Genomic DNA, 25,567 nt, shown 5'->3' on the forward strand with positions numbered 1-25,567 from the left:
AACCATAAACCATGGACTTGAACAGCGTTGATGTCTGTGACTTACCTTCTGAGAGGCTGCGCCTCGCCGAATATTATTTACCCACTCTCCATCTGGGGCCGATCCTTGGGCTTACAGCTCCTATCTTTTAAATCGGCTATGGATAATTGATAGAATGCATTTTTATTTCCTTGGTGATAGATATTTCACATTCCTTAATCCAGCGGGCCTGTCAAAGGCAGGTCCAGAGCGAAGTGTTGACACTTCAAACTGGTGCTTTCCTTGGCTTTCATTATGGGGTGTACTACAGGCTGGGCCAAGAGTTGAAAATTGACACCATCTATTTTTCCGCGCAAGGCTCTAATGCGAGGGTTTTGTGCAAGCTCTTGAGGGCTTAATTTACGCGCAAGGGAGATCGCGTACTGATCATCATACAGGTGTACAGCATGTCTACTCTGAAACCTGGATCTGCAGGCTCTGCGTTTCGCAGCAGAATATTGTTTCACGCTACGGCACAATCGATAGGCTGCCCGCCCAAGCCATCAAGCATGGCAAATTACTGGCACACGCTCCGCCCCTGGCACGATAGTGTGTCGCTATGGAGGAGTATGCGGAGCGGTGCGAAACCATGGTTGCATAATCAGAAATTCTTGTTCGATCACTTCCCTCATCTGCGCGCGCTGTATGACAATCCGTTGTTCACGTTCGTCTTTCACCCCGAATGGAGCGGCGAGTGGGATGACCTCGCAGATAGTATTCGAATAGGTGGAGAGCCGTTGGATGGTTACAATGGTAAGTTAACCCGGCTGTTATACGACCGTGTCGATTGGCCTAGCTTGGCCGTTCATCTGGTATTATATCAGACGCACGCTCCTCGATTTTGTTCTCACCGGCTGTGGTTGAAGGATAACTTATTGGCCATGGTGCGCCTTAGTGGCATGCAGCGACCTATTAGTTTTGTTCGCAGCGAGTTTTATGATTTTCTCACTCCGATAATACTCGGTGGGGACGCATCGCAAAGTAATTGGCAGTCCCGTGTAGCCAAGTGGATGCCAAGTGAAGACCTTTTTAATTGTTTGCAGCAAGGGCAGTGGCTGCATGGCGATGATCAAGCTCTCGCCATGCTTATCTGGAACTTTCGCGAGGAACTTCAGAGCGAGTTGGATATTGGCCCTCAACAGCCATTGGGAGAAGAAAGTTGTGGGGTGCCTCGGTCCTTACAGAAAAAATGGTGCCGAAAGCTGGCGCAATGGCGGGATCACCCGCTTAGCCTGAATGGTATATGCTGCGAATACACGCATCAATGAAGACCGCTGAGTCCTCCGCGGATAATTGGAGCGCCATGAGCAGGAGGAGCAATGTTTAGTGCAACCGACCAATCAGGGAGGCGCGTCATTCGGGTCTGTCCTTTGTAGAAATCCAATCCCGGCTCTGGGCAGGCGGTACAAGAGTTGGTGAACTTGATGCAATTGTTGCGTCAGGTCACGAAGATTCCGCCGGTCTTGGCGGCGATCCAGCAGATAGCGGTGAGCACGTTCACGTAAGCCCGCGGCTTCGAGTAGCAGCAACTGTTCACGCTGGTGGAACTGGTTGACAACTGTTTTCAGTTGTTCATGAGCGTAGTTGAGTTGCTGGAGCTGTTTCTGCTCTGCCTGCAGGGCGAGGCGTTGGGCCTGGTGATCGGCCGTCTTTCGTTCAAGCTCTCGATAGACCTGGGTCAGTTCCTCTTGTTTACTGTATAGCTGCTCCTGAAGACGGCGCTGTTCATGTTGGAGCTGCTGCAGTTGTGCTTTATTACTTTGGATCTCCGCGTCGCGTTGTTGGCGAGCATGTTCACGGAAATGCACTAAAGAATCGTGCGCCTGCTGATACTTTCCCTCCAGTGACTGCAACTGATCGGCGCGATCGCGCATGGCTTGTTGCAGATGGGCTTCTGTGGCGAGCAGACGCTGTCGGTCACCTTCCAGATGTTGCACCTGAGTTGAGAGAGTATGCTCCCGCTCGCGGGCCTCCAAGCGCTCGTCGAGCAGCAATTGGTGGGCTTTTTTCAGTTCGTCGTGGCGGGCGCTATCGACCTGACGTTGCTGTTCGTAGGCCGCCTTCTGCCGCTCAAGGCGGGCTCGGTCAGCGCTGACTGCATCTTGCGCGTCTGCCGCCAGGCGCTGGACCAGACTTTCTATATAAGCCTGTACCTCTTCGTTCAATGTGACGGCAGGCGGTCGGGGTTCCTCGTCCATCAGTTCGCGCAGATAGCGGTTGATCGTCGTCTTCGAACCTGTGTTACCCAGTTCGACTCGCACCGCCTCGATGCTCGGCGCCTCACCCCGGGAAAGCAGTGCATCGCGCGCTGCCTGCACCAGCGCTTTGTTGATTCCGTTTCGAGCCATGGCATTGATCCGACAAGGTGGTTCCTACACAGTATGGTGCAAACCGATTGCGCTGTTTCGGCCGCCGCAGGCGCACGGTCGTCGGCTCATATTTTGGGATAAATGATTCCCTGACGAGTGGCCACTCAGCTGGCGAGTAGCAGTTCCAGACGCGCGGGCAGCACCTGTCCAGATTCGCCCAGCAGCATCAGCTCCCGCGGCCCGTCCATGCTGACGTCAATGGGGTTAATGTGGATGACTACGGCGCCTGCCGTCAGGGCGAGGTCAGGCAGGCTGGCCGCCGGGATGACTACGCCAGAGGTGCCGATCGACAGCATCACATCGCAATGGCGTGCCGCCTGCGCGGCGGCTTTCCAGGCCCCGCCGGCAGGTCTTCGCCGAACCACACCACACCCGGACGCAGCCGGCCATTGCAGTGGCTACAGCGCGGCGGCTCGACCAGCTCGCCCTCCTGGCAGACGGTCTGCTCAACGTTGCTGAGGGCGGCGGTACGGTGGCAGGCGAAACACTTTGGAGTCATCAGACTACCATGCAGGTGGACGACGCCCTGGCTGCCGGCACGCTCATGCAGGTCATCGATATTCTGGGTTACAACCGTGACCTGCCGTCCACTGCCAGCCAGGCGGGCAATCGCTCGGTGCGCGGCATTGGGTTTTGCCTGCAGCATTTGCTGGCGACGCCAGAGGTACCAACCCCACACCAGTGCCGGGTTCATGCGAAGGGCTTTTGCCGTTTCCAGGCGCTGCGGATCGTGGCGTGCCCACAGGCCGGTCAGCTGATCGCGGAACGTCGGGATGCCGCTTTCAGCGGAGATCCCCGCGCCGCTAAATACTACGATGTGGCGTGCCTGCCGCAAGGCGGTGGCGGCGTCTGCGAGTACGTCCATCGACAGTGGCCTCCTTCGCTAGGGCCTAAGTCAACTCAGCGGGGCTCGCGGGTCATACCCACCCACAAAGTGGACTGTCTGACGTGTCGTACTCGTCAGCCACCGTTGCGGGACCAATCGTTCCGGCTGACCAGGCCCAGTTCCGCTTCGCTGGGGTTGGGGTCACTGTCGAACAGGTGCACGGTACGCCGCTCCTGTTTGAGGAAGGCGAGGGTGGTAAAGAAGCAGCGCTCGCACAGGTGCACTTCATAGCGCTCGCCGTCGTGCGCCGCCCCATAACCCCACCGTGCCTCCAGCGTCCCGTACTGCAGGTTGTCGTTCGCCAGCCGAGTGGACGCATCGCAGATATCGCAGCGCACATCGGTCACGGCTTGCTGTTCCACGCGACCCAGGATTTTCATGGGGCTGTCTCCATTTGCCAGCATTCCTTTAAGCGTAGAAGTCGGCGGCTTGCGCAATCGGCCATCGGTCGCGCGGGGTCAGGTTTTGCGGGTGGCACTGTGCAGGGGGCGCCGCGACCTTTGACTACACTGAGAAGTGGATGCGCTCCTGGCGGAGTGACAAATGCACGCAGACTGGAGCGACCCGAGCGTCAGTCCGGGTTCGGCGAAGGCCGCCGCCGATGACGTGCTACAGCAATCCCAGCGGTGTTACGGCCGATTATTTCGTACTGATTGAGCGGTACGAAATTACAGATGTACAGCCAGTCGTCCTGAGCGCTCAACGGGCAGAATTCTGAGGTGTGAGAAGCCCAGATTCTCGAACGTGATACCGCTATTAGCAGCCTTTTGGCCGAATGAGGGGTACAGCGGGAGGAAGGTGTGGACACTTCGCCCGAGCGCTATCTCCGGGCTGCGCGTCGCGCCAGTACCGAGCGGCGCTATGCCCAAGCCATTGCACACTTCGAGGCGGAGTGGGGCGGGTTGCTGCCGGCGTCCAGCGAAAGTGTGGTGCGCTATCTGGCCGCCTACGGGGCGCAACTGAGCAGCGGGACATTGCGCGTACACTTGGCGGCCTTGGCCCAGTGGCACCGGGCGCATGGTTTTAGCGATCCGACCAAGGCGGCGCAGGTGCACGATGTCCTGCGTGGCATCCAGGCGCTGCACCCGCAGCCGCAACAGCAGGCCGAGGCTCTGGCGTTAGAGGATTTGCAGGCTTGCGTCGACAGCCTCGAGGAAGCGCTGCTCAGTACCGAGAAGGCGGTGTGCCTGCGCGCCGCGCGGGATCGCGCGCTGCTTTTGCTGGGCTTTTGGCGGGCCTTACGCGGCGATGAACTGTGCCGGCTCCAGACTGAGCACGTACAGATACGCCGGGGGGAGGGGCTCGTGGCATTTTTGCCCAGCAGCAAGACTGACCGCAGTAATCGGGGGCGTCAGCTGAGTGTGCCGGCGCTGAAGCGACTGTGCCCGGTAATGGCCGTTGAGCAGTGGCTGGTGTGCAGTGGCATCCAGTACGGTCCACTGTTTCGCGCTGTCGATCGGTGGGGGCACCTCTCGGCACAGGCGCTGAATCCCAACAGTATTTCGCGGCTGCTGCGGCAAATCATGGTTAGCAGCAGCGTTGATCCGCAGGGCTATTCGGGGCACTCCTTGCGTCGAGGCTTTGCCACCTGGGCGAGTGCGAACCAGTGGAATAGCAAGGCTCTGATGGACTATGTCGGGTGGCGCGACATCCAAACGGCAGCCCGCTATATAGATAGCAAGGCGCCATTTGGCGTGTGGGCAGAGTAACGCGGTGCGGTACTCTGTTGCTGGGCCACTGGCCCATCATTTCAGTGAGCACCACCTGGACTGGGACGCGCAATCTGGTAGTCGCCCTGAACACGGCTGGCGGATATGCCTCGACCCAGGCCGGCAGTCTGGAAGCGTGCAACTGGGCCAGGGCCTGTATTGCTCGGCGCTGTCTGCGTGACGCTCTCGCGGCAGAAACCTCTTCCGTTCGCTTGCTCGAGTGCATCGTCCTCCGTGTGGCGCGCAGCAGGGTAATGGCCGTTTTAGCTGATCCAGCTACTTGCTCAGAGGCAAGGGGGAGGGGTCGCTGCAGCCTTCTATTGTTCGTATACTCCTCGGCATGATTGTGTGAAGCAGTGTGCGACACTCACCCCTTTAGTCTGGATGCCTTTATGAATACAGTGGAGTTCACCCGAGGAACCAATGGCAAACCCGCTGCGTCTGCCGCCCTTGAGGATTGTTTGGCAAATACTATTGGTCTTGATGGTAGTTGTTTCTTCGGTTACCCATTGATCGCAACTCCCGAAGGCAAGTATTTCGTGGATGCGACTTTTTTGAATCCCGATAAAGGCGTCATTCTCTTCGATATAGTAGAAGGGCAGAATCTAGGGGACTATGCTGACCGTCAAGATGATCTCGTCAACAAGATCGAGTCGAAGCTGAAACTGCATAAAGACCTGATGAAGGGGCGGAAGCTCCTGCCGCAGTTGCATGTCATCACCTTTGCACCGTCGTTGATCAATCTTGCAAGTCATGCGCAAGAAGATTACCCGCTGGCGAATGAGCACAATCTCGCATCGCTGATTCAGAGCTTCGAATGGGACAATGCGGATGATGAGATTTATCGCCTGACGACGTCGGCCATCGAGAGCCTGTCGTCAATTCGCAAGAGCCGCTCTAAGCGTGAAGTGACGCGCGTCGACTCGCTCGGTGCGAAGCTGAAAAAGCTGGAAGACTCCATTGCCACCCTGGATTACCGGCAGAATCGTGCTGTCGTGGAGACGGTTGAAGGGGTGCAGCGTATTCGCGGCCTGGCGGGCTCGGGTAAAACCATTGTCCTGGCGCTAAAAGCCGCTTACCTGCATACCCAACAGCCCGATTGGCGAATCGCCGTAACCTTTAACACCCGTTCTTTGAAGGGGCAGTTTAAACGGTTGATCAACAATTTCTGTATCGAGCAGAGTGGTGAAGAGCCCGATTGGACCAAGCTTCGGATCTTGAATGCTTGGGGCGCTCCTGGTGGGGCGGAACGAGATGGGATGTATTACGAAGCCTGCCGTCAAAGTGGCGCTGATTTCTACGATTTTCGCACTGCCAGTAGCCGCTTTGGTGGGGGCCATTATGCATTTGACGGCGCCTGTAAGGTCGCGCTTAGCAAAATCAACAAGTCGTTAGATGTCTACGACACTATCCTGGTTGATGAGGCGCAAGATTTTTCGCCGAGCTTCCTGCAGCTTTGCTATGCCATGCTTAAGGCGCCAAAGCGGTTGGTTTATGCGTACGATGAATTGCAAAACCTGTCCGGTACATCGCTGCCACCTCCTGAAGATCTGTTCGGAGCCGATGATAAAGGCAATGCCCTGGTCTCATTCGCCGGAGATCACCAGCACCGGCGAGACGTGATTCTGCAAAAATGCTATCGGAATTCACGGCCGGTCCTGGTCACCGCACATGCCCTGGGCTTCGGTGTTTACCGTGCTCCCCCCAGAATGGCGGAGACTGGTCTGGTGCAAATGTTTGAGCAGCCTGCTCTATGGGGGGAGATCGGTTATCGCGTTCACTCGGGTGACTTGCGAAAAGGCGCTCCGGTTTCATTGGAGCGAACCGATGAAACCAGTCCTCTGTTCCTCGAGACCCACTCGTCCATCGATGAGCTGGTGCAGATTATCAAGTTCAACAGTGAAACCGAGCAGAATGACTGGGTCGCCCAGCAGATCGAAAAAAACCTGAATGAGGATGAGTTGCGTTACGATGATGTCATCGTGATCAACCCTAATCCAATCAACGCTCGTGAGCGCTGTGCCGCAATACGAAAGACCTTATTTGGTCGAGGTATTCAAAGCCACTTGGCCGGCGTCGATACTGACCAAGATGTCTTCTTCCGCTCTGATTTGGGCTCGGTGACCTTCACCGGTATCTATCGGGCCAAGGGTAACGAGGCCGGGATGGTGTACGTCATTAATGCACAGGAATGTGATGGCGTGGGTGCTGGCTTGTCGACGCTGCGCAATCGACTGTTTACCGCAATTACCCGCAGCAAGGGTTGGGTACGGGTGGTTGGTCATGGACCGGGCATGGATGCGTTGGTGCAAGAGTATGCGCTGTTGAAGCAGCATCAATATCGATTGGACATGGTCTACCCCACCGACGCGCAACTGAGTAAATTGCGGATTGTTCATCGTGATTTGTCGGAGCATGACAAGCAGCGCTTGGAGCAAAAGAAGTACAATGCGCAGGAGCTGACTCACGCCCTAGAAACGGGCGAACTGAATCCTGAGGATCTTGACGGTGAAACGCGAGCGAAATTGCTTGCGCTGTTGAGTGGCAATAAATGAGTCGACATGCACCGGCGCGTGAGAAGGTGAGGCACGATCTGGAGTGTCTGACGGCTGAGCTCATAGGCCTCGGGCTAGCGGATGATCAAAATTTTCCTGCGATGAGACAAATCGGCGCTGATGTGTGGGAAGTTACTTTTCACGGAGCCGAGGCGATTTCTCTCGCCATGGGCGATATTGACTATGGTGATCTGTATCAGGAGCTTTTTGCCAACCGATCATATTGCCTGAAGCTTATCGATGGTGGCCTGCTGCAGTTGTCGTATAGGTTTGATAAGGACTCTTTAGTCAAGCATCGGCTCGCCTACTATCCCTCGCCGAGCTTGCGTCCGTTTCAAGATGATCCGGAGGTCTATTTGCGCGAGGAGTTGTACGTGGATATTGTCAGTCGTCGCTTGGTTCCCTTTCCCATACGTTTCGATTATGACTTGGGCGCCACAAAGGATGTAGCGCATCCCTCCTGTCACCTGACGCTTGGGGATGTTGAAGGATGCCGTATCCCCGTGCACTGCCCACTCACGCCACGACAATTCATTGAGTTCATTGTCAGGAATTTTTATCAAACCGATAAGCACGAATTCATTTCGCGGTTTCCTGATCACAAGCATTTTTTCGATGTCAGTATCAGTGCCAACGAACAAAAGCTGATTCACTTGAGCGTACCGGGAGCAGAATAATCCGAAGGTTTTACTGCCCGTAGATGCCGGCAGCGTTCAGTTAGCTCTGGCCGTCTTCGGGCAAGATCGCATTGAGGATCCTGGCGCAGAATGATGCCCGTGCTCGGTCTGTCCTCAGGTGAGTGCACACCCAGGCGTCCTCGATGGGAGGCAGGTGGTGCCAGTGAAACGCAACCGGCGACCAAGCTCAACGGCAGGTCCGGCACGAGGGCAGGGTGGCGGTGCTGTTGGGCCAGCCTGCGTGAGGCTGCACCAGCCTTTCATGAGGCTCATTCGAAGGACTGTTTGGGTGACCCGAAGCGGTCAACAGGGTACTATCGCCGGTCATCTTATTAGCGGACGACCTGCCCGGTCTAGTCATTGTCTCGGGGCAATCGGCTACCGCAGTTGCCAAATTTAAAAGCGAGAATTTTCAGTGGGTGATGTAAGCACTCCGAATCCTGCGTTGGCGTTGCTTGCCCCAGCTAAGCAACGTTTGACCATCCCTGCGCTAACCCTTGCTGAAGCTGACGAAATTCCAGTTGAGACACTGATACGCTTTGCCATGCGAGATGGTCGGCGTCCGCGTCCTATCTACACCGCCCATAAGTGGTTTGCCCGCCGCCTGCCCTCCGTGTTTCGAAGCTTGCTAATCGGAGTGACGAGTGCGCCGGGGGCTGACTTTGAATCGCTGTATTACGGCGCTGCTGACTTACAAGGGCTTACCGTATTGGACCCGTTTGTAGGTGGTGGCACCTCGGTATTTGAAGCCTTTCGCTTGGGGGCCAACGTCCACGGCTGTGATGTCGATCCAGTCGCGTGTGCAGTCAGTCAACTCGAGCTCGATGCTGCCGACATGCCGGATTTGCAACCGGCCCTGGAGCAACTCAAGGCACGCGTGGGACAAAAGGTGCTCGAGTTCCATCGCTCCGGGGATGATCTCGTACTGCATCATTTCTGGGTGCAGCATGTCAGTTGCCAGCAGTGTTCGACTACCTTCGATGCTCACCCCAGCTACATCCTCGCCGATGACGGAAAAGTGCGTCATGCCGTGTGCGCGCACTGTGATGAAGTCGCGACGCTAGCCTCTGGCACGCGGGCGTTTGATTGTACCTCCTGCGGTCAACACACAGTGTGTGACGACGGTCCGGGCAAAGGGGGGCGAGCGGCGTGTCCGAACTGTGGGCATGCGGAAGCGTTGATTGACCACGGTCGTCGTAGCGGTGTCCCCACTTGGCGGCTTTTTGCCGTCGAGACCATTCCCCGCACCGATGACCGCCGGGTAGTGCCGATTGCCAATCGGGTGCTCAGACGCGCCACTGACGATGACCGTCAGCAGTACGCGGAGGCTTCCATGGTATTGCGCCGCGGTCTGGCCGAGGGCAGTCTCGCCTTACCGGCGGATCCGGTTGAAGCTGAGGGTTGGTCGGATGAACGCTTGACCGCCTATGGCTACCGTCAATGGTCGCAGCTGTTCAATGACCGGCAACTTTTGCATTTGGCGTTGCTGCTGAAAGAAATTGACGTTTTGCCAGAGCCGGTTCGACCATTCATAGCCATGGCATTCAGCGACCATCTGACGACCAACTGCATGATGGCTTCCTATGCTTATGGCTGGCGCCGCCTGACGCCACTGTTTTCGGTCCGCGCGTTTCGCCACATCCAACGGCCAGTGGAGTTGAATCCTTGGGTCGAGCGGACTGGGCGAGGAAGCTTCCCCAACACGGTTCGTAAGTTGGGGCAGGCCGCCGCTTATGCTCGCTCCCCCAAAGAACCAAAGGCGACAGCGGAGTTCATTTCTGTTGCGCGTCGATTATCAAAGCGCCCAGGCCGCATCCACCTCGGCAGCGCACGCGCGCTGAGCTTTCTCAAGAGTGGCTCTGTCGACGTGGTCATGACAGACCCGCCATACTTCGACAACATTGCCTATTCCGAGCTTGCACAGTTCTTCACGCCTTGGCTGAAGGCGTTAGGAGTGATCGGCAGCTTGTCCCGTGATCATGTCATGAGCGAGAGCCTGGTCGCACGCAAGCACCAGCCGCAGAGTGTTCAACACTTCATCACCGGGCTGGGCGAGGCGTTCGCAGAGATTGAACGAGTACTGCGCCCCAAAGGAGTGGTAGCATTTAGCTATCGGCATACCGAAGCACCTGCGTGGTTAGCGCTAGCAGAAGCCATTGCTGTTACCGGCTTACACGTTACTCGTGTTCTGCCAATGCCTGGTGAAGTGGGTATGGGCTTGCATGGGCAGGGCGAGCGCGGACTGTGGGATGCCATTTTCATTCTTCGTCGTGGCCGGCGTCCAGCAGGCGAGGCGCAGGAACTCTTTGTCTCGCCAACTGACCTTTTGGCCGCAGATGTGGCGGTTGCTGAATGGCGCGAACGATATGGATGCCTGTCGATAGCCTTTAATGCAATTGACGCGATTGCTCTGAGGAGGGCCTTTCTTGTGGGGCAAGCCTTGGCCAAGAGTAAAAAAATCAGGCTTGATCACGTACCGCTCAAGGAGGCGTTGCGTTAGTCAGCTCAATTGGAGTGGAAGGGAACGCCAGTGCCATATCTCAGTAAGCGGGTTATCAGCAACTATTTTCGAACCGATTGTCCGCGCCAACTGGCGTTGATGCTCTACCCCCACAACAAGCAGTACGAGCCTGCGCGCAGCTTGCTCGAAATGCCACCCAAAGCAGTGGGGCGCACGGGTATGAATGCGCTGACTGAAGAGGGGGGGCGCTGGGAGCAGGCCAAGCTACATGATCTCGAGGTAACCTTTGGCGGTAGGTCGGTGCTGGGTGAGAAGACCAAAGAAGACTACCAAAACCAAAAATTGTCGACGGTCATTGCGCGCGCACAGCCCGGAATGTTCCTCGTACGGCCGGAGTACCAAGTTGGTGAGACGTTCACGCGAGCGTTGACCATTGACGAGATGAGCACTACCTATGAGCTCGCCTTCGCCAGCCTCATACCTGATCTAATCCAGGTGATCGCAGCGGAGGACATTGAGCGGATCGTTCACGCTGACGGCACAGTACATGCTGCCGATGGTCGGGTAGGGCTTCGGGTCATCGACATCAAAATGACGGCCGAGCCCAGTGCCTCGTATTTTGCCGAGATCACATATTATTCGCTTGCGCTTGCCGGTTGGCTGGAGGATCAGGGGTTCGCTGACAGATTCGCCGTGGTTGCGGAGGCGGCGATCTGGCCTGGCTCGCACGATGCAGCGGAGATCGTCAAGCTGCAAGCGGCCAGGCGCGAGGAGGGAAGGCAAGCCACGGAAGCGGAGCTCCGAGCAGCACTGAGGCTGGACATCGAAACCCTTGAGATCGAAGTGTTCGCTCCGCGGCTGCGTTACTTTTTTAACGTCGAATTGCGCGCCGCCCTTGATAAACCTTGGCGTGGCCAGGACTATCACGTCAGTACCGCCTGCAGTGGTTGTGAATATTTAGGGTACAGCTGGAATCCGGATGTTAAGCCTCATGCCGAGCATTGCATTCCGCGCGCCGCAGCGGATGGTCACCTGAGTTCGATTGCTTTTTTGCCTCGCGGCGCACGACGGGCTTTGGGAGATCGGGCGGTGACCCAGGCTGAAACCTTAGCGGGTTTATCTGCTGATGATGAAGCGTTCGATTGCCACCCGCGGTTACGGGCGGCGCGCACCGTCGTGGCGGGCAGGGCGCAGGCCCTCGCAACTAACGTGAGTAGTATCCCACTAGGGTCGGGTACCTCCGCAGTGCTGCCCAGTTGGTCGGACCTCAGCCTGTACCTCTCCGCAGATTTTGACGTTGGAAGTGGTTTGACGCTGGCGTTCGGCATAGCCGGTTTCTCCAGGATCAATGGCGAAGTTGATCGCGTCGAGGCGCAGGTGTTCGTCAATGATACTCGGAGCATTGAGAGCGAGCGCCGAGAGCTGCTGAGCTTCCTGAGCTACCTGAACAAAGCACTGAGCGCGGCGTTGAAGGTGGACCCGAAGGCCACTGTGCAGATCTATATCTGGGACTCGGTGACGTATGAACACCTGATCCGGGTCATTGGCCGCAACCTGCAATACATCATGGCCGACAGCAACCTTAAAAAGTTAGCCTGGTTGTTCCCAGCCGACGAATTGATCGAAAACGCAAACTATCGTTCCGCCAATGCGCCCATCACGATTGTGCGAAATGCGGTGCAAGCCCTGGTCGCGGCCCCGATTCCCCATTACTACTCACTGTTGGCCCTGGCGCGCGAGTTCCGGCCGCCGATCAAGCCCGGCAGCACACCTTTCGAATTCCGTGTCCCCACCATTTTTGAAGATCCCTTATCCGACCAGGTGCCATCAGAGCGGGCTCATGAAATTTGGACCAGGATGGGTGCACCGCGTCCCTGGAGCCAGCAGGTTAGTCAGCTCAGATCAACTGTGACCACAAAGTTGCGGGCGACGGCCTCGATCGTAAATCGCTTGCGCTTGGAATTAAAAGGGGCATTGCGCAGCCGCTCGCCGAAGATCGCCGACATCAAGGCACCTTCTATGTTAGACAAGGTCAGCGCGGATGGGCAGGTATGGTTTGCCTACGCCAAGCTGAACGCCCAGGTGGCGGCACTTGAGCAAACCATCACCATGGCCACTCCGGTACACGAGCGCGAGGCTCGCTATCTGGCAGCCCGGCTTGAGCGCGAACTGGTGGGGGCTGAGGCCAGCCAAGCAGCAATGTCGCTGGGGGTGGATCAAGCGCCTGGCGTAAGGATTTATCGACTCGGTCAACACTCTCTGGAAGCGAAGTTCGAAGCGGGGGACTTCCTTTGCGCGCTGTCTCCGGCGTCCATGGCTGATTTCCATACGATGCAGGTGAGGGACGTGATCGGCGGTCAACCGCTGCCGTCCGCAATCAAGAGTCCCTACCTTTACGCAACTTCGTTAACCAAGGCTACGGTTCTGGCGATTGATCGTGACAAGCGCTGTATTGCCGTGTATCTGGACCCGGAGATTGATGATTTCCTGCGCTCGATCGAGCGGGATCTGGACCTGAGTCAAGATGTTGTATTGGACAAGTTGGTGACTGACTTCTTGACCAAACGCTTGGAAAAGGCACTAAAAGCGATTGGAAATCCCCCGCTAGCCGTGGAGGCGGGAGTATCGACATTGCAAGTACTGGGCAAATCCGCCGTCAAGAAAGTCAGCGCTTCGGTCCCGGTCGAAGAGGTGTTGTGGAATACCGCAGTGCTAGCACAAACCCCAACGGAACGAAGCGTTGGCAGGATTCGGCCGCGACTCGAAGGCTATGGCGTCAAGTTGAATGACAGCCAATGGGATGCCTTGCGCCAAGCGGTAGAGCAGCGTCTGGCGTTGATCTGGGGACCACCGGGCACCGGAAAGTCCGAGACGTTGCGGGCGATTCTCCTCGGATTACTGGTGGACTCTCAGCAAACGGATAATCCGATACGCATTCTGGTCACCAGCAATACCTACGATGCTACTGACAACGTCGTGGTGAAAGGCTTCCAAAAGATCTTGGCGTTAGGGGCGCAGGAGACCGGGGCGGTGCAGCTGGTGCGTTTGCGCTCTGGTGCTAAAGCGGCGTCAAAGGAACTGGCGCCGGAGATTAACCTGCTGAATGATCAGTCGGATCCCAAGGTTGCCGAGCTTCATGCGACGCTGCGGGCGAAACTCTGTAGTGTGATCGTTTCAGCACCGCCGCAGCAGGTCACCAAGTTCGCTGCTGTAAACGGAAATGCGGCAGAACCACTGTTTGATGTTGTGTTGATCGATGAGGCTTCACAGATGGACATGGCGAATGCCGTCCTCGCCTTGGCTCCAATCGCAGCCAAAGGCTCTGTGATCGTTGTGGGTGACCCCAAACAATTACCACCTATTCAGCAAGTTGAACCGCCCGTTGGGCTCGAGAAGCTGGTGGGTTCAGTTTATGACTTTGTGGCCGACCATCGCGGTGTTAAGCCGGTCAGTTTGCTGGAAAACTATCGTTCAAACTCCGCTATTGTCGGGTTTAGCCGCTTTGCAGGGTACCCTGCACAATTGAGTGCATTCTTCCCTGATTTGCGGATTGCTACCGACGTACCACTGCCGAAGCTCCGTCCCCAGGATTGGCCACCTAGTATTGAGTTTGCCGAAGAACTGGCGGTCCTTCTGGATCCGACGCAGCCTATTTCCGCATTTATCTACCCCGAGGGTAGAAGCAGTCAATGGAACGACTTCGAGGCACAAACGGTGGCTGCATTGCTCGTGCTGCTACGGCGCCATCTCATGAAGGATTTGGCCAACTTGCCGGACGCAGTCGGCAGCGGTCTGCATGATGCGGAGAGTTTCTGGAAAAGCGGCGTTGGCGTGGTGACCCCCCACCGGGCACACAAGGCGCTGGTGGTATCTCGCTTGCAAGCCTTATTCGGACCCCTTGGGGACGACGCTCAGCTAATTCGTGATGCCGTGAACACCGTCGAGCGTTTCCAGGGTCAGCAACGAGATGTCATCATTGCCAGCTATGCTTTGGGAGACCCCGACGCCATTGCCGACGAAGATGAATTTCTATTGTCGCTCAATCGCTTCAATGTTATGTCCTCCCGGCCACGGGCGAAACTGATCGTGTTGGCCAGCCAGGAGGTCATTAACCACCTGCCGGGTGATATCAAGATCATGCGGGACTCGCGCTTGCTCAAGTACTTTGCCGAAACCTTCCTTGACAGCCGTACGGACATGTCGATCCCGTTTCAAGACGGGAATGGGATCGTCAACAGACGGCAGGGCTCGTTCCGTTGCAAACAGCCCCAGTCATAATCTCTCCGGGCAGGCGGAGTTGTTCTCCCTCTGCCCGGAGTGGCTCGCGCAGGGAATTCAGAGGCTAGCCAATTGCAGGCAGTGTGGGATGATTGAACTCTGCCAGCAATACATTGAACTGGGCATTGATGGCGTTTCGCTGGGCATCGAAAGCCGTACCCGCCTGAGCCGTTTGGAACTGGCATCGGTTGGCGTCAAGGTCAATTTCGCCAGAAATGACATGTTGACGGAAAAGCTGTCGAAGCAGGCGTAGTTGAGTGTAGATTGCATCCATCCGATTAGCCGTAGTTTTGTCGCTGTAGGCAAATCTAGGCTTCGTGACTAGCGCGCCGTTGATATGACCCGTGTTGATGGCGGTGATTAAATCAGTAATGGCATCTTGGAATGACCTGAAGTTAGCCTCCCATTGCCACAGGTCTTGTAGTGCAGGGCGGTCCATTAGGTTTCGGAGTTCAAGAATGGCATCTTCATCAGACATTTTCTCGACCGCTGAGATATGCTGGCTGTAGGTAATCTCTCGCTCCATCACCTCTACGATGGCCTCTAGGGCAGATGTGGATTGTTTTGCGATGTCTTTGACCAGTGAAGCGTTATCAATGACGTCTACTTTTCCATTAAAAGTAACACCTGGTGGGACTGAAACTGTGCTGTAACTACCTGTTCGCTTTCCTATAATAACTACTTTCAGGGTGGTGTACGTACCGCCCAACCCATGCTTAGCGTAGTTATCTACGGTTTTTTGGATCTTTGTGGCGTTGCGTTGTGTTGTAACTTGAATCGCCAATTTGCGCTGAGGGTCGCAGAGGTCAATGGCGGCAGCATTAAGTCTGACGTGGTTAGCATTCGTGAGCTGGTAGCCATAGACTTGGTTAAGGAACTGTTGAAAGAAATGTTCGGATGCAATGTGGTGGTCAAAGAAATGAACTTTACCCAGGAGTTCTGCATGCGCGCTGATTCTCGCCAGGTGCTCTATGATGCGTTTCAATAATTTTTCGTGAATAAGCATGGACTACCTAAAGTATACTTTTGAGCTACGCTCAGGTTGAGATTGCTCCAACCTGGTGTACAGCCTTGGTTGGAGTGATTTTCATTGGATGGCTCTGGTTCTTCAACTGGATGGAAGTTCGAAGGTAAGTGGTGCCGACGCCTGCTCAAGCCCTATGTCCAGACATTGACGGTTAAGGCGCGCGTCGGCCGTAGCCCAGGCGCTCATTTTTGGATTTCTGTTTTCCGAGGCTGGTCTCATCCAATAGCGGTATTCATGTGGGGAAAGTCGACCGCCTGGGCCGAACATTAAGCGTTCTGTAAAACGTTCGAGGTACGCCAACGCCTCTTGCTGCACGTGACAGTGGTAGTAGGCCCGTAGTGCCCGCGGAACTCTTGCTCGTTCCTCTAGGCATGACCTCACCAGCTCCGCCAAAATAGAGCCGCGCACGTCATAGCACTTGTCGACAGCTTTGATAACGGGTAATAGCAATAATGGAAAACAAGTCCTTGAGGTTCACTGCTTAGGGGCGCCTTCTGAAAGCTCATCTTTATTGTCTGCGATTTTGCCAGGTATGATTGCATTGGGGTCAATGGTGTAGAGGACGGATAAGCCGAGCGCATTCTGCAGACGCATCTGTTGAAAGTCTTTGAAAATATCCGATCTTGATCGATTTTTGCCTGAGGGGTCGATTTCAAAACGATCGTCCGGCAAGCCCGGATTCAGGGCAAACAGCATCTGACTGAATCCCTGAGCCGGGAGGAGGCAGCGATGCATTTCAGGTGTAAACATCGTACTCAAGTCGGTATAGAAAATCGCACACCTGTGCATAGCTTCCGTGATCAGCCGGTAAGGAGCATGGTGCGCATTACCCTAAGCCTATTGCGGGGTGGAAAAGCCAATTCTCGGCGATGTCTGTGCTTCCGAGCACCTCTGTCGCTTTCTGCAGTACTCGTTGACGGCGCGCTAAGAAAGCGCCATGACAAAAGGTCCAGAACTGTGAGGGAGTCCCGGCACACCTCTCGTAAACACGTGGACGGTTCATTGCTATTAACTCCGGCTGTGCATCAACGCTTAGCTATTCTTGCTTACGACTGTTTTTTGCATGCAAGTGCGCTGCCCACACCATTCTACGCGAATGGCATTTGCCACAGGGTAAAGCCATAACCGGTTCGGCAGTACACGGGGCCGTTTGCTCGCAACGCGAATTCAACTGCGGGATGAGGATGAGGATGAGAGCCGAATGGGAAAGCACAGAAAACGCTAAACTCCGGCGCGATCACCCGAGCTACGTCATCGTGCCAACTGGACTTAGCGCCATGGTGCATGACCTGGAACACCTTGATAGAGTCAATGCGGGGTTGGCCAAGGTAGTCCACAAGCTGCTCAAGCTGCCGGCTTGAACTTAACGATCCGTCACCGGTGAGTAGCAGTGATTTCGGCCCGCTCACTCTGGCCGGTAAGAGGAACCAGTACCAATAATAGGGATAGCCGATTTTATTGAGCATTTCCCAATCAGCCGAAGTCAATTCATTTGACGTATTGTAGGTATACCGTGCGTTGGTACTACCGTTTATGGGCCCTGCATATACGAATAAGGAAATCAAGTTCCTTAGGCGGGGAGAGGCCCCGAAGGTCTTGTTATAAATCCGCTCCATAGAAGCTTTGATCGCTCCGCGATCGCCCTTGTATGCAGTGTCGAGAAGAGTGGCCGTGAGCTTCCCGATGGCTTTCTGAAAAGGCGCGGAGGCATGTGGTTTCAGCGAGGAATCGTTGTAAGGGACAAACTCCCAGATGTCCTTAATATTGAACCGTGTGTAGGGGCTAAGCCATTCGACTGGATAGCTGCCAGCCAGGTAGCCTTCTTCCACAATGGTAGGTCTTCGGAGTGGCGGTGGCTCTATGAAAACGCCATCGTCTGAAGTGTTGGGTAGTATGTCCTGGTTATCAGGCATTAGCGTACTGGCTGGTAGGACCAGTGCTACCCTTTCAACATTCAAATTTTGCGCCGAGGCGATATACTTGACGGGATCAATGACGAACAGTTGCCATTCGCTAAACGTACTTGTCCTCACCTCCATCGCGATGCTTATTCGCAGATGCAGAGGGATGTACGGGAGCACTAGGCGACTGACCTCGAATTTGACTAAAAGTTCTAAGAGACCGTTTATATGATCTCTATCAAAGTGAGAGATGAACACCATATCCAATCTCGGTTTCCCATTGAAGCGAGATTTCTCCACCGAGTGACGCAGCTGGTCAAGCTCCTTAGTAAGATCGACCTGATGCTTTTTTAGATAAGTTCCACAGTCAAAAACCCACCAATACGGTTCAGCTCCTTCGAGTTGAAAAACGCCACTGGTGAAGAGGCCTTGTCCGACAGGATGGAAGTTGTAACCCGAGTACCAATTTTTCACCGTTCTTCCCTGAAATTGCCTTCCATGATGTCATTTTGCCATAATTTAAGGCCCAGTAAAGCCTGTTTCACGTTGCCAATGAGCATGCTGCGCATCAATTGCTTGGGTCATTGAGGCTTCCCAGAATGGCAACCCAAAGCTCTGAGCTGATACTCATTAACAGCTCGAAACTGGGATTCTGCAATTTGACGCAGCCGCTCGATTTCTTCAGCCGTGCTGCCAGAGACCTGAGCTTCGTGGTACCGCTTCATCGCCTCTACAGCGTCGGCATACATAGGGTGATCCGGGTAAAGGACTGGCGTTTTCTGCGTCATTTGTTCAGTTGTAGCGCCTTAGTGAACGGTCGACGGCGGATTGCCTGCTTTGACAAGCTGGACATCAATCACAGCTTGGTAAAGCGAGTCGGCCAAACGCTGGAGCCGAGTCACCTCATGCTCTGGCAATCCAGAAGCTTCCGCCTCCTGGGCCTTTCGAATGGCCTCAAGCGCCTGCCGCAGCAGCGGCTCGCCTGCTTCGACCATTCCAATAAACGTGCGCTTCACAGTTACGGCGCTCCAACCAGATGATGCTGAATTATAGGACGCTGAGGTTACACCTCGTGCTCGGCCAAACCAGAGGACTCACCTTTATGGACCTAAGGAATGGACTAAAACGCTTGCCGTATCAGCGGCTCGCTTGCGTCGATTATTCCAATGAATGTGCGGTTCAGTTTATGTATAAACACAGTGCTCAATTCGGCATAGATAATTATAAACTTGAGTATAGCCCTCGTTAGTGACCAAGATCGTGCAAGGCGCCCGATGTCCAAGCCCCAGAGCGGGATGGGTAAGCCACCGCTCGGCAGCCTCATGGCTTCCCAGTACCTCGGTAGCTTTCCGGACGATCCAGTTACACCTAGTCAAGAAGGCGTGATGGGCAGTGGTCCAGCAGTGAGCCGAAGGCTGATCGGCGATTCCGTAAATGACTTGACCAATCATGGAGACGCTCCGAGGGGCGCAAGTACACCTCAACACTATGAACTCGCTAAGCGTTCAGCGCCATCCCCATACCTACTAGGACGAAGGACGGTAAGTGCGGCTTCATTTTACTTTTGAGTGAAAAACTTTTTGGTCAAGTTGAAAAACTACGCCTGGCGGCGGATATTGCCGATTTGCCGCAGGCTCAGGCCGTACTTGTCGGCCAGCAGGCTGCGGGACAGGCCATCGGCGCTTTCTTTCTGGATCTGCAGGTTGCGCAGCTGGCGCACGAAATGGTCAGCCTTGGGGATTTCCAGGGCCACGCCGGCAAAACGCTTGATCAGCGCGTCCAGCGCTTCGCCTGGCAGCAGTTCGGCGAGCTTGCTGCGCTCTCGGTGCTTGGGGATGTACTTGGGCCTGCCGCCATAGGCGCAGGTCAGCTGGTAGGCGTTCTCGATGCCGATGCATTCGATCAGCGCCTGCAGCGAATGCGGCAGCTGGCTGATGTCGATGGCAGAGAGGTCTGGAAATTCCATGTGAGGATTCCTCGCGGTGGATGGGGCGCGAATGCTTCGAAGGTCCGTGATGGCGGGTCGGTGGTCGCCAGCGGTGTGGTGTCGCTGGCGTGGGTTGATTCTCAGTGACCGACGAAGGCTGTCGCTAGGCGCCAAGTGGTGTGGTGCTTGTAGCCTTGGTGAGCGCAAGTTGCAGGCAGCGATTTCTCAGCGTGTAGGACATGCCCTCAAAGAGGCGCTGCAAGCCTTGATTTTTCGTGAGGTGCTTCTGCAAAAACCACATGGGTACCTGAACCTCTAGTTACCTGCAGGGATAGCTGCCCAGCAGGCGTGCGCTGGCGAGGTAGGCGTGCGGCAGGTCGGCCATGCCCAGTGGCAGCGTGCGCCAGTCGACCTCCAGGCAAAGGGCGTAAAGCACCTGTTCACCGCGCAAGCCGATGGGTTGATCGGGGAAGTGGCGTCGATAGCGTGCCACGCTGTCGCTCAGGGCCTGGACCTGGTCGGCCCTGGCCAGGGTGAGCAGGGCCAGTTTCGGCAACCGCGCCTGCTCAATGACGAAATGCGCCAGCGTGGCCTGCGCCTGGAAGTGGCCGGCCGCGCGGGTGCGCTGCCACATCTGTTGCCACTGGCTGGCGCCCGCGCTGGCCGCCAGTTGCTCGCCCAGCTTGAGCAGTCGCTCGGGCGCGGTGTGTCGGGGGTCGAGGGCGTGAACGGGCAGGGTGGGGAGCAGCAGCAGGATGAACAGCGCCGGTTTGAGCATGGTGGCTCCAGCATGGGTAGGGGGAAACCCATGCTTTCAGCTCGGCCGCGCCACGCTAAGCAGGAAATGCAGCGCCGGTGGCCGTGGCCGTTGTATCATTGCCGCGGCTCGCGGCGAGCCATCTGACTCCGATGTTGCAAGGACCTTTCAATGACACACGTGCAGCGCCTCAAATACTCAGTTCTGATCATCCTGGTGGTGCTGGGCCTCATGCTGGGCCTCTCCCATCTGCAAAAGCAGGGCACCATCAGCGAGCAGACCTTCCAGATGCTGGCCATCGCCATTGCCGTGGTCGTGGTGGTGATCAACGGGATTCTGCGGCGCAAGGTCAAGCCTTGACGCCTACCGGCCGGCCAGCATTGGCCGGCCGTGCCGTCAGCGCGCGCAGGGTTGCTCGAGCATGGCCCGCGCCTGGGGGTCGAGGCTGTAGCACTTGTCGCTGCCCAGGCTGATCACCCCTTCCGCGCAAAGGCGCTTGAGCACCTCGCGCACGCTGAGAAACGACAGTGGGATGTCCAGTTGCTCGAGCTGTGCGTGCACCCCGCGTACACCAATGCTGCGGCCGGTGCGGTCGGCGCTGTGCAAGGCATCGATGACCTTCAGGCGTATCAGGCTGGTACGCAGGCCATAGGCACGCAGCAACTCGCGAATCAGCTCGTTGCCGACACGCTCGTCGCCGCCGCTGTCCTTGCCCAGGGTCGCTTTTGCCGGTGCCTGCCCGGTGTGCATCGAGGGTTGCGGGTTGTACATGTGAATGCTCCTTTTCGTGGACTGTCCCGAAACATGGGTGCCTCACTTAGTAGGACGAATGAGATCGGCAAATCTGCAGCCTTGGTGAAAAAAAAGATGCTTTGCCGTCTGCATAAAGACGATTGTCCTGCCTGCCCTGCGTAAAATTTTCATCCAGCCATTCGTCTGATCGGAAATGACCCCTGAATCCGAGGAATGCCCGTGTTGTCGATTTCGCGTCCCTTGACCTGTGCAGGCCTGGCGGCTGCCCTGGTCACCTCCAGCCTTGCCGCCCACGCGCGGGAAGCCAGCGCCGATGCCAGCGCACAGATCCGCCGCACCAGTTTCGGCGTCCCGCATATCGTGGCCAAGGATGAGCGCGGCCTGGGCTACGGCATCGGCTATGCCTATGGCCAGGACAACCTGTGCCTGCTGGCCAACGAAGTGTTGACGGTCAACGGCGAGCGCTCGCGCTTTTTCGGTGCCCAGGCCAAGACCCTCGAGCAGCGTGACAACCTGGCCAGTGACCTGTTCTTCACCTGGCTCAATAGCCCCGTTGCCGTGAACGCCTTCCTCCAGGCCCAGCCGGCGCCGGTGCGTGATTTGCTCGAAGGTTATGCCAGCGGCTTCAACCGGGCCCTGGGCGAGCGTCGCAGCCAGGGCCTGCCAGCCGAGTGCGGGACGGGCGAATGGCTGCGGCCCATCACCAGCCTGGACCTGGTGAAACTGACGCGCCGGCTGTTGGCCGAGGGCGGCGTCGGCCAGTTTGCCGAGGCGGTGGCGGCAGCGCAGCCGCCGCAGCTGGCCAGCCAGCACTCAGCGGCCAGCTTTGGGGCGGCCTTGGCGCAACAACAGCGTTTTGCCGCCGAGCGCGGCAGCAACGCCGTGGCGGTCGGGGGGCAACGCTCGGCCAATGGCCGCGGCCTGTTGCTGGCCAACCCGCACTTCCCGTGGATGGGCGGGATGCGTTTCTACCAGATGCAACTGACCATTCCCGGCCAGCTGGACGTGATGGGCGCCGCACTGCCCGGCCTGCCGGTGGTGAACATCGGTTTCAACCGGCACCTGGCGTGGACGCACACGGTCGATACGTCCAAGCACTTCACTCTTTACCGCCTGCAACTGGACCCGAAGGACCCGACCCGCTACCTGCTCGATGGCCAGTCGCTGCCGCTGGCACGCCAGGCCGTCAGCGTGACCGTGAAGGCCGCCGACGGCAGCCTCAGCCAGGTGCAGCGCCAGGTCTACAGTTCGCAGTTCGGGCCCGTGGTGCAGTGGCCGGGGCGCCTGGACTGGGACACCCAAGCCGCCTACAGCCTGCGCGATGCCAACCTGGACAACACCCGCGTGCTGCAGCAGTGGTACCGCATCAACCGGGCCGACAGCCTCGATGCCTTGAAGGGTTCCATCTCGCAGCTGCAAGGCATCCCCTGGGTCAATACCCTGGCGGTGGACGAGGGCGGCCGGGCGCTGTACCTGAACCAGTCGGTGGTGCCTTACGTCGACCAGCAACTGTTGAGCCAGTGCAGCAACCCGGCCGCGCAAGGGCCACTGGTGGTGCTCGATGGCTCGCGCAGCGCGTGCCAGTGGAAGGTCGATGCCCAAGCCGCGCAGCCGGGTATCTTCCCGGCGCACATGCTGCCTCAGCTGGAGCGCAGCGACTTCGTGCAGAACTCCAACGACCCCGCGCGCATGGCCAACCCGGCCCAACCGCTGACCGGTTTTTCGCCGCTGATCAGCCGCGATGACCAGCCGCTGGGCATGCGCGGGCGCTTTGCCCTGCAGCGCCTGCAGGGCAACGCCAAGCTGGGCGTCGACGACCTGCAGCGCATGGTGCTGGATGACGAGGTATACCTGGCAAGCCTGGTGCTGCCAGACCTGCTGCAGTGGTGCAAGGGCGCCCAGGCGGATGTGCAGGCGGTGTGCGCAAGCCTGGCGGCATGGAATGGCAAGGCTGACCTGAACAGCGGCATTGGCCTGGTGCACTTTGGCAACATGGTCGAGGCGCTGGCCAAGCAGCCACAAAGCTGGCGGGTTGCATTCGACCCGGCAGACCCGCAGCACACCCCGCGTGGCCTGGCGTTCGAACAGGCGGCCGTGGGCAAGTTGCTGCATGAAGCAGCGCTGGCTTCACTGCAGCAGGTGGCCAAGTCCGGGGTGGAGCAGGGCAGCCAGTGGGGGCAGATCCAGCAGGCGGCCGATGGCACGCCGGTGCCGGGTGGCCCGCAGGGGCTTGGGGTGTACAACGCGATCTTCAGCGTGCCGCAGGGGCCGGGCAAGCGTCTGGTGGTCAGTGGTACCAGCTACTTGCAGCTGGTCAGCTTCACCGATCAGGGGCCGCAGGCGCGAGGTTTGCTGGCGTTTTCGCAGTCCAGCGAAGCGGGTTCGGCGCATGCCAGCGACCAGACCAAGGCCTTCTCGGCCAAGCAACTGGCGCCGATGCCGTTTACCGAGGCGCAGATCAAGGCTGACCCTGAGTACCGCCAGTATGTGATCAGCGAGCGGGACAAGGGGGTTGTGGCGAGCCAGCCTTGAGCTGAGTGCCGCACAGGCCTCATCGCCGGCAAGCCGGCTCCCACAGGTTCGCCGCAGGTTTAAGGCATGCGGTGTATCTGTGGGAGCCGGCTTGCCGGCGATGGGGGCTTCAGGAGAACTCGAACGGCTCCAGGGCAAAGCCCTGGCCATCCACCTGCAGGGTCCAACCCCGCCGGTCCCAGTCCCCCAGCACGATGCGCCGCGCCGGCTCACCGTCCACCACCAGCTTGTGGATCGCCGGGCGGTGGGTATGGCCGTGCACCAGCGTGCGCACACCGTGCGCCGCCATCACCTTGGGCACTTCCTCAGGCGTGACATCGACGATTTCATTGGCCTTCATCTGTACCTTGGCGCGGCTTTCGCTGCGCAGCTTGCGCGCCAGCTTGTGGCGCGTGGCCAGCGGCAAGTGGCGCAGCACCCACAGGGTCAGCGGGTTACGCAGGTAACGGCGCATCTTCATGTAGCCGACATCGCGGGTACACAAGGTGTCGCCATGCATCAGCAGCACCTGCTCGCCGCCCAGGGTGATCACGCTGGGGTCCGCGAGCAGGGTGCAGCCGGCCGCCTTGCAGAAGTCCTGGCCAATCAGGAAATCCCGGTTGCCGTGCATCAGGTAGATGGCCGTGCCGCTGTCGCTGAGCTGGCGCAGGGCCTGGCAGATCGACTGCTGGAAGGGCGTCATGGCATCGTCGCCGATCCAGGCTTCGAAGAAGTCGCCGAGGATGTACAAGGCCGTTGCATGCCGCGCGCGGCCGTCGAGCAGATCAAGAAACGCCCGGGTAATGTCCGGGCGTTCTTCTTGCAGGTGCAGATCAGAGATCAGCAGGATCACTCAATGATCTCGGCTTTCTCGATGATCACGTCGTCTTTCGGTACGTCCTGGTGGCCGGCCTTGGAACCGGTGGCGACTTTTTCGATGGCATCGACGATTTCACGGCCTTCGGTCACTTCGCCGAACACGGCGTAGCCCCAGCCCTGCACGTTCTTGCCGCTGTGGTTGAGGAAGTCGTTGTCGGAGGCGTTGATGAAGAACTGCGCCGAAGCCGAGTGCGGCTCCATGGTGCGGGCCATGGCGATGCTGTACTTGGTGTTCTTCAGGCCGTTGTCGGCTTCGTTCTGGATGCTGGCGCGGGTTTTCTTCTGGTTCATGCCAGCTTCGAAACCGCCGCCCTGGATCATGAAGCCCTTGATCACACGGTGAAACACGGTGCCGTCGTAGTGGCCTTCCTTGACGTACTGAACGAAGTTTTCGGTGGTCAGCGGCGCCTTTTCGGCGTTCAGTTGAATGACGATGTCGCCGTGGTTGGTGGTCAGTTTGACTTTGGACATGCTGAAACTCGCTCTTTCAAGGCAATCGAAATAGGGGGCGCAGTGCGCGGGTTAACACCTGACGCAGGATCTGGCGGGCGCGACACATGGTGCGCATCGGCCATTTTGCACGGCTTGCAAGAAAACGCACCAGTTTGTCGGTGCCCGGCTGTCAGCAGCTTGACTGCTTCGGCTATGATAGGCCCTTTGATTCAATCGGCCTACCCAGGCCGGACACGTGCATTCAAGGATCCTATGAGCAAGCCCACTGCCGACAACGCGCCCAACGCCGCTGCCAAAGGCGCTCCCGCCGTCCCTGCGAACTTCCTGCGGCCGATCATCCAGGCCGACCTGGACTCGGGCAAGCACAGCAGCATCGTCACCCGCTTCCCGCCGGAGCCCAACGGCT

The 25,567-nt window shown here is 57.5% G+C and carries 22 protein-coding genes and 1 pseudogene; 9 read left to right on the top strand and 14 right to left on the bottom strand.

From position 1 onward, the window contains the following. Window positions 1-425: 425 nt before the first annotated feature. On the top strand, window positions 426-1,286 hold the full coding sequence (locus tag B3E94_RS13930) for a hypothetical protein (RefSeq protein ID WP_286913947.1): 861 nt from the start codon (window positions 426-428) through the stop codon (window positions 1,284-1,286). A 72-nt stretch (window positions 1,287-1,358) separates the two neighbouring features. Here the strand turns inward: B3E94_RS13930 and B3E94_RS13935 are convergent, their stop codons facing one another. From B3E94_RS13935 to B3E94_RS13945, 3 genes and pseudogenes are all read right to left on the bottom strand, one after another. Further along, window positions 1,359-2,366 carry a DNA-binding protein gene (locus B3E94_RS13935; RefSeq protein WP_286913948.1) on the bottom strand — a complete coding sequence of 336 codons (1,008 nt, stop codon included), beginning with the start codon at window positions 2,364-2,366 and terminating at the stop codon, window positions 1,359-1,361. Between the two features lie 125 nt (window positions 2,367-2,491). Further along, window positions 2,492-3,252, bottom strand: a pseudogene (locus B3E94_RS13940) (SIR2 family NAD-dependent protein deacylase). A gap of 95 nt (window positions 3,253-3,347) precedes the next feature. Further along, window positions 3,348-3,653 carry a hypothetical protein gene (locus B3E94_RS13945; protein ID WP_286913949.1) on the bottom strand — a complete coding sequence of 102 codons (306 nt, stop codon included), beginning with the start codon at window positions 3,651-3,653 and terminating at the stop codon, window positions 3,348-3,350. Window positions 3,654-4,073: 420 nt separating this feature from the next. On the opposite strand from B3E94_RS13945, the gene B3E94_RS13950 reads away from it, so the two are divergent. The 5 genes from B3E94_RS13950 (at window position 4,074) to B3E94_RS13970 (ending at window position 14,953) form a co-directional block, all read left to right on the top strand. Beyond that, on the top strand, window positions 4,074-4,982 hold the full coding sequence (locus B3E94_RS13950) for a site-specific integrase (protein ID WP_286913951.1): 909 nt from the start codon (window positions 4,074-4,076) through the stop codon (window positions 4,980-4,982). 392 nt (window positions 4,983-5,374) lie between these two features. After that, entirely contained in the window at window positions 5,375-7,537 is a 2,163-nt protein-coding gene (locus tag B3E94_RS13955; protein WP_286913956.1) for a DEAD/DEAH box helicase, read from the top strand. Then, window positions 7,534-8,214, top strand: a complete 681-nt coding sequence (locus B3E94_RS13960; protein ID WP_286913957.1) for a DUF2290 domain-containing protein — start codon at window positions 7,534-7,536, stop codon at window positions 8,212-8,214. Before B3E94_RS13955 ends, B3E94_RS13960 begins: the two co-directional genes overlap by 4 nt. A gap of 415 nt (window positions 8,215-8,629) precedes the next feature. Then, on the top strand, window positions 8,630-10,714 hold the full coding sequence (locus tag B3E94_RS13965) for a hypothetical protein (RefSeq protein ID WP_286913958.1): 2,085 nt from the start codon (window positions 8,630-8,632) through the stop codon (window positions 10,712-10,714). Window positions 10,715-10,744: 30 nt separating this feature from the next. After that, window positions 10,745-14,953, top strand: coding sequence for a bifunctional RecB family nuclease/DEAD/DEAH box helicase (locus B3E94_RS13970; RefSeq protein WP_286913959.1), 4,209 nt, complete (start codon window positions 10,745-10,747; stop codon window positions 14,951-14,953). A 64-nt stretch (window positions 14,954-15,017) separates the two neighbouring features. On the opposite strand, the gene B3E94_RS13975 is transcribed toward B3E94_RS13970, so the two are convergent. The 8 genes from B3E94_RS13975 to B3E94_RS14005 all read right to left on the bottom strand — a co-directional run bounded on the left by B3E94_RS13975 (window position 15,018) and on the right by B3E94_RS14005 (window position 20,586). Next, entirely contained in the window at window positions 15,018-15,959 is a 942-nt protein-coding gene (locus B3E94_RS13975; protein WP_286913961.1) for an SMEK domain-containing protein, read from the bottom strand. 495 nt (window positions 15,960-16,454) lie between these two features. Beyond that, a complete protein-coding gene (locus B3E94_RS13980; protein ID WP_286913962.1) occupies window positions 16,455-16,676 on the bottom strand; it encodes a hypothetical protein in 222 nt (73 codons plus the stop codon). Between the two features lie 392 nt (window positions 16,677-17,068). Next, a complete protein-coding gene (locus B3E94_RS13985; RefSeq protein ID WP_286913963.1) occupies window positions 17,069-18,355 on the bottom strand; it encodes a hypothetical protein in 1,287 nt (428 codons plus the stop codon). Between the two features lie 107 nt (window positions 18,356-18,462). Next, window positions 18,463-18,669 (bottom strand): hypothetical protein, encoded by a 207-nt coding sequence (locus B3E94_RS13990; protein ID WP_286913964.1) that lies wholly within the window; start codon window positions 18,667-18,669, stop codon window positions 18,463-18,465. Between the two features lie 18 nt (window positions 18,670-18,687). After that, on the bottom strand, window positions 18,688-18,897 hold the full coding sequence (locus tag B3E94_RS13995; RefSeq protein WP_286913965.1) for a hypothetical protein: 210 nt from the start codon (window positions 18,895-18,897) through the stop codon (window positions 18,688-18,690). Between the two features lie 168 nt (window positions 18,898-19,065). Continuing rightward, window positions 19,066-19,332 (bottom strand): antitoxin Xre/MbcA/ParS toxin-binding domain-containing protein, encoded by a 267-nt coding sequence (locus tag B3E94_RS25605; RefSeq protein WP_409521223.1) that lies wholly within the window; start codon window positions 19,330-19,332, stop codon window positions 19,066-19,068. Between the two features lie 146 nt (window positions 19,333-19,478). Beyond that, window positions 19,479-19,847 (bottom strand): Mor transcription activator family protein, encoded by a 369-nt coding sequence (locus tag B3E94_RS14000; RefSeq protein ID WP_286913966.1) that lies wholly within the window; start codon window positions 19,845-19,847, stop codon window positions 19,479-19,481. A gap of 280 nt (window positions 19,848-20,127) precedes the next feature. Further along, the gene (locus B3E94_RS14005) at window positions 20,128-20,586 is read right to left on the bottom strand and encodes a hypothetical protein (protein WP_286913967.1); all 459 of its coding nucleotides are present in this window, start codon (window positions 20,584-20,586) and stop codon (window positions 20,128-20,130) included. A 150-nt stretch (window positions 20,587-20,736) separates the two neighbouring features. Here B3E94_RS14005 and B3E94_RS14010 point away from each other — a divergent pair, with 150 nt between their 5' ends. Further along, entirely contained in the window at window positions 20,737-20,925 is a 189-nt protein-coding gene (locus tag B3E94_RS14010) for a hypothetical protein (RefSeq protein ID WP_172229109.1), read from the top strand. Window positions 20,926-20,961: 36 nt separating this feature from the next. On the opposite strand, the gene B3E94_RS14015 is transcribed toward B3E94_RS14010, so the two are convergent. After that, window positions 20,962-21,336: a fe2+ zn2+ uptake regulation protein gene (locus B3E94_RS14015; RefSeq protein WP_236235807.1), complete on the bottom strand. Its 375-nt coding sequence runs from the start codon at window positions 21,334-21,336 to the stop codon at window positions 20,962-20,964. 195 nt (window positions 21,337-21,531) lie between these two features. Here B3E94_RS14015 and B3E94_RS14020 point away from each other — a divergent pair, with 195 nt between their 5' ends. Further along, window positions 21,532-23,850: an acylase gene (locus tag B3E94_RS14020; protein WP_286913970.1), complete on the top strand. Its 2,319-nt coding sequence runs from the start codon at window positions 21,532-21,534 to the stop codon at window positions 23,848-23,850. A 109-nt stretch (window positions 23,851-23,959) separates the two neighbouring features. Here the strand turns inward: B3E94_RS14020 and lpxH are convergent, their stop codons facing one another. Then, window positions 23,960-24,682: a UDP-2,3-diacylglucosamine diphosphatase gene (lpxH, locus tag B3E94_RS14025; RefSeq protein WP_236193272.1), complete on the bottom strand. Its 723-nt coding sequence runs from the start codon at window positions 24,680-24,682 to the stop codon at window positions 23,960-23,962. Continuing rightward, window positions 24,679-25,179, bottom strand: a complete 501-nt coding sequence (locus tag B3E94_RS14030) for a peptidylprolyl isomerase (protein WP_286913972.1) — start codon at window positions 25,177-25,179, stop codon at window positions 24,679-24,681. Before B3E94_RS14030 ends, lpxH begins: the two co-directional genes overlap by 4 nt. Before the next feature lie 234 nt (window positions 25,180-25,413). On the opposite strand from B3E94_RS14030, the gene B3E94_RS25610 reads away from it, so the two are divergent. Next, a partial coding sequence (locus B3E94_RS25610; RefSeq protein WP_414708151.1) for a hypothetical protein occupies window positions 25,414-25,567 on the top strand: 154 nt, incomplete at its 3' end.

The sequence above is a fragment of the Pseudomonas sp. UBA6315 genome, from assembly GCF_002438125.1.
GTDB lineage: Bacteria > Pseudomonadota > Gammaproteobacteria > Pseudomonadales > Pseudomonadaceae > Aquipseudomonas > Aquipseudomonas faucium.